1 protein-coding gene is annotated in these 215 nt (G+C 53.5%); it reads left to right on the forward strand.

Translation table 11 applies throughout. The features are described from left to right. The coding region (locus AN391_RS20655; protein WP_235576520.1) for an Ig-like domain-containing protein at positions 1 to 215 on the forward strand (215 nt) is incomplete at both ends.

Below are 215 nucleotides of genomic sequence, written 5' to 3' on the forward strand. Positions count from 1 at the left end.
GTGGATGCACTGGGACTTGGCAACGACAGCACGCCACTCATCAGTGGTACTTCAACAGAGCCGCAAGGCACTGTTGTCAATATTGTTATTACCGATAGCAACGGCGACGATATCGCAATCACCGCCACGGTTGATGCCAACGGCAACTGGCAAGCAACGAGCCCAGCATTACCTGATGGTAGCTACAGTGTGCAAGCCAGTATTACGGATGCGGC

This window comes from Pseudoalteromonas sp. P1-13-1a (genome assembly GCF_001401875.1).
GTDB lineage: Bacteria > Pseudomonadota > Gammaproteobacteria > Enterobacterales > Alteromonadaceae > Pseudoalteromonas.